Source organism: Synechococcales cyanobacterium T60_A2020_003, assembly GCA_015272205.1.
GTDB lineage: Bacteria > Cyanobacteriota > Cyanobacteriia > RECH01 > RECH01 > JACYMB01.
On the sequence record JACYMB010000379.1, the window covers coordinates 1 to 4613 of the forward strand.

Annotated in this window: 4 protein-coding genes; 3 read left to right on the top strand and 1 reads right to left on the bottom strand. The window is 52.5% G+C overall.

Annotated elements, in window-relative coordinates:
* Nucleotides 1–539, bottom strand: a 539-nt coding sequence (locus tag IGR76_18205) for a response regulator (protein ID MBF2080390.1), incomplete at its 3' end; no start/stop codon positions are given.
* Nucleotides 540–882: 343 nt separating this feature from the next.
* Between IGR76_18205 and radA the strand changes: the two genes are divergently transcribed.
* From radA to rlmD, 3 genes are all read left to right on the top strand, one after another.
* Nucleotides 883–2361, top strand: a complete 1479-nt coding sequence (radA, locus tag IGR76_18210; GenBank protein MBF2080391.1) for a DNA repair protein RadA — start codon at nucleotides 883–885, stop codon at nucleotides 2359–2361.
* 27 nt (nucleotides 2362–2388) lie between these two features.
* Nucleotides 2389–3030 (top strand): Uma2 family endonuclease, encoded by a 642-nt coding sequence (locus IGR76_18215; GenBank protein ID MBF2080392.1) that lies wholly within the window; start codon nucleotides 2389–2391, stop codon nucleotides 3028–3030.
* A 106-nt stretch (nucleotides 3031–3136) separates the two neighbouring features.
* Nucleotides 3137–4522 carry a 23S rRNA (uracil(1939)-C(5))-methyltransferase RlmD gene (gene rlmD / locus IGR76_18220; protein MBF2080393.1) on the top strand — a complete coding sequence of 462 codons (1386 nt, stop codon included), beginning with the start codon at nucleotides 3137–3139 and terminating at the stop codon, nucleotides 4520–4522.
* Nucleotides 4523–4613: the final 91 nt, after the last annotated feature.

Below are 4613 nucleotides of genomic sequence, written 5' to 3' on the forward strand. Positions count from 1 at the left end.
CCCGATCGCCCGACCAAAAGTTCCAGTAGGCTGAACTCCATTCCAGTGAGCCGAATGCGTTCGTCACCTTTATAAACTTGGCGTTTATTGGTATCGATGCGGATATTGTTGATGTGAATAACGCCAGAGCTAGGAATGCCCGTGGTTCCCACTTTTTCAACTCGGCGTAGGACTGAACGAATCCGAGCTTCTAGTTCCTTGGGAGAGAAAGGCTTTACAACATAGTCGTCTGCGCCAAGCTCCAACCCTGTGATGCGATCGGCCACATCCCCCAAGGCGGTTAGCATAATAATGGGCACATCTGACTCTTTACGCAGTTCTTGGCAGACTCCATATCCGTCTAGTTTTGGCATCATCACGTCCAGCACAACTAGATCTGGATTAGTAGAGCGGAAGGTTTCTAGCGCTTCTTCGCCATCAGCAGCAGTAACGACATCGTACCCAATCATGGAGAGACGAGTTTCTAAGATGCGGCGAATGCTGGCTTCGTCGTCAACCACCAATATTTTCTCTTTGTGATTTTCCAACTTACTCAACACTCCTTAAAAACGACCTTTTTTGACAGTTCATCTGCCTGCTTTATCATTAAGATGATATCTCATTGCGCTAGATGCAATGCTTGGAAATTCCTGTTATCGCTACATTTTAGGGTTTCTTAAGATTTTTGTTTGAATGCAACAAAAGTTTGGATTAGCCGATGATTGGATTAGGGAAATGTGAGTGTAGAAAGGGCGATCGCCTTTATTATTAGGTACGGATGTTCTATGCTCGGAATTGATCACTGAACCAGCGTGTAGGTGTGTGATGGGTAAGGTCATGGGCGGAGTTCTCTGAGTCCGTAGAGCCGCTTGATGACGTGAGGGGGCATTTCAGTGACAGACTATGGCAAAAACTCGAACCCAGTATGTGTGTAATGAGTGCGGCTCGGAGTCCGCTCAGTACTTTGGAAAATGCCCGTTTTGTGGAAGCTGGAATTCGTTGGTGGAACAGGTTGTCACGGCTCCTTCCTCAACGGCTCGTCCGTCTACGGGGGTAAAGGGGCGATCGCCCTCTGGTCGTTCTGCATCCCATCCAGAGTCACCTCAGCCTGTCCAGTCCTTAAAGTTGGAGGCTATTTCAGACCACCCCCAAGCCCGAATACCGTCCGGCTTTTCAGAGTTAGACCGAGTTTTGGGTGGGGGCATTGTTCCGGGTTCTCTGGTGTTGATTGGGGGCGATCCGGGAATTGGTAAATCGACGCTACTGTTACAGGTGGCGCAGCGGTTAGCGACCTCACAGCGGGTCTTATATGCCTGTGCGGAAGAGTCGGGGCAGCAGGTTAAACTGCGGTGGCAGCGATTAGCGGAGGGGCAAGCACTTCAGTCCAAATCGTCGCCAGATCTCAGTCCTGACCTTTACCTGCTCCCAGAAACGGATCTGGAAGCTATCTTGATGGAGTTGAGTTCATTACGTCCCCAGGTAGCCGTCATTGACAGTATTCAAGCCCTGTATTTTGCAGCTTTGAACTCTGCCCCCGGTTCGGTGGCGCAAGTGCGGGAATGTACATCGGCGCTGATGCAGGTTGCTAAGCGGGAGAATATTTCTCTGTTTATTGTGGGTCATGTAACGAAGGAAGGAGCGATCGCTGGCCCTAAGGTCTTGGAACACCTGGTTGATACGGTGCTGTATTTCGAGGGCGATCGCTTTGCCAGTCATCGCTTGTTGCGATCGGTGAAAAATCGCTTTGGGGCAACCCACGAGCTCGGCATTTTTGAAATGGTGGATCGGGGATTGGAGGAAGTTCTGAATCCGTCGGCGCTGTTTTTGGGCGATCGTGAAGAAACTGCGCCGGGAACGGCCACGATTGTTGCCTGTGAGGGAACTCGTCCGTTATTGGTTGAATTGCAGGCGCTGGTGAGTCCGACCAGTTATCCGTCGCCGCGTCGGGCTACGACCGGAGTTGAATACAACCGTTTGCTTCAGATTTTGGCTGTTTTGGAAAAGCGGGTGGGCATTCCTTTGTCTAAGCTGGATGCCTACGTGGCCTCATCCGGTGGTCTGAGCGTAGCGGAACCAGCGGCAGATTTGGGTGTGGCGGTGGCAGTGGTGGCCAGTTTCCGCGATCGCACGGTCGATCCGTTTACGATTTTGATTGGCGAAGTGGGGCTGGGCGGTCAGGTGCGATCGGTGTCGCAGTTGGAGATTCGCCTCCGGGAAGCGGCCAAGCTCGGCTTCAAACGTGCCATCGTCCCCAAGGGGCAAACCGTGTCGAATGTGGGATTAGAGATTATCCCCGTCAGTCGGGTGGTGGACGCGATCGCGATCGCCTTGGGTGGTGGACGGTCTGCGGTATCCACTGAAACGCCCGATTATGATGAGTAGTAGTCCACCAAATCTATGGGCACCACTATGACCTTTGCGACGACACCCACGATTGAACTGGATACCTGGACTCCGGCGACTTGGGAGGAATTTGTGGCGATCGCCAACTCACCAGAGTATGCAAAAAGTCGAGCCTACTTTGATCAGGGACAGATGAGGATTGAAATGGCTCCTATCGGTGCAAATCACGCTCACCAAAATGCGATTGTAAGTAAGGTAATCGGGCTATTTGCCGCCCTCCGCCATATTCAAATTATCGAATTTATCAACTGTAGCTTTCGCAAAACTGGGGAGCGGGAATGCCAGCCTGACCTTGCGTTTTACATTGGAACTGAATTCCAACTTCCGCCGAAAAATAACTCCCCCATCAACGTTGAGGTACTCGGCGCACCCACGTTAGCCGTAGAAATAGGAGCTAGTTCCCTAAGCGACGATTTGGGTGCAAAGCGCTTGCTGTATGAACGGTTGGGTGTGGCGGAGTACTGGGTTGTGGATGTCGCCCAGCAACGCATCATTGCGTTTTCGGTTGCAGAGGGGCGCAGCGGTCAGATCCAGACCTCAGAGGTATTACCGGGACTGGAGATGGCGCTAGTCAATGAAGCGCTAGCAAAGACCCAATCTGACGATGACGGAGCGATTACCCGCTGGCTCATGCAAACCTTAACCTAGAGAACATAATTCTGCCTGATATCCCCAACTCACCCCTCACCCCTCAAAACTCAAAACTCCACCCCATCACTGTCCCACTCCATCACCCCATCACTCCCCCACCCCAATGACTCCTCCCTCTACATCTCAGACAACCTGGACCCAGGGAGCCCTACTCGAACTCGACATCACCCGCCTCAGCAATAGCGGTGACGGCATTGGTCGTTGGGATAGTCGCGTCGTGTTTGTCCCTGATACTGTACCGGGCGATCGCGTCCTAGTTCGGTTAGTTCGAGTCAAGCCGACGTTTGCCCACGGAAAAGTCCATCAGATGGTGCAACCATCGGGCGATCGCATTCGTCCGGCTTGCATTGTTGCGGATAAGTGCGGGGGCTGTCAGTGGCAAGCGGTGCAATACTCCGTTCAGCTTCAGGCCAAGCAAGAGCAAGTAGTTGATGCCTTAAAACGAATCGGTGGATTTGCGCATCCACGGGTGAAAGCTATCATGCCGTCCGAACCGTTAGGGTATCGCAACAAGGCGACGTACCCTTTGGGATTATCCGCCAACGGTCAACTGCAAGCGGGATATTACCAAAAGAGCAGCCATCGTCTGGTGAATTTGAATCAGTGTCCGGTGCAGGATGAGAGTTTAAATCCCGTCCTGGCTGGCGTCAAGCAAGATCTCCAGTCACAGGGATGGTCAGTTTACCAGGAGAAATCGCATCAGGGAATGTTGCGCCATTTAGGATTGCGAATTGGACGACGCACCGGAGAGCAGCTTCTAACCCTAGTCACAACGACTTGGGATGTACCTGGATTAGAGGATCAAGCCCAAATCTGGATGCAGCGCTATCCGCAGTTAGTTGGCGTGGGTGTGAACCTGAATCGCGATCGCACCAACGCAATTTTTGGATCAGAGAGTCGGTGTATCGCCGGACGTGCATACCTTGTCGATAGTTTGGCTGGAGTAGAGTTTCAGATTGGTTCGACCACGTTCTTTCAGGTAAATACGGAGCAGGCAGAAGCTCTTGTGGAGGTCATTCTTGCAGGGTTGAACCTCCAGGGGTACGAACGAGTCCTGGATGCCTACTGTGGGATTGGCACACTTACCCTACCCCTCGCCCGACGAGTCCAGCACGCCGTTGGGATTGAAGTGCATCCCGACTCCATTGCCCAAGCCATACAGAACGCCCAGCGCAATGGTATTGAAAATGTGGAGTTTTACGTAGGGCGTGTTGAAGCCTGGTTGCCCCAGTGGGTTGCCGAGGGGGGCGATCGCCCGGATATTGTCGTGCTTGATCCACCCCGGAAAGGCTGTGACTTGGCAGTTCTAGAAGCCTTAAAAACCGTTGCACCGTCCCAGATTGCCTACATGAGCTGCAACCCCACCACCTTGGCACGGGACTTAAAGATTCTCTGCGAAAACGAGACGTACAGGTTAATTGAGGTACAGCCTGCCGACTTCTTCCCGCAAACGCCCCATGTGGAGTGCGTAGCATTTCTAAAGAAATAAAGCGCTCAGAGTCTATCTGAACGCTCTATCTTAAGTTAAACGGGCGAGGAGGGATTCGAACCCCCGACACCGTGGTCCGTAGCCACGTGCT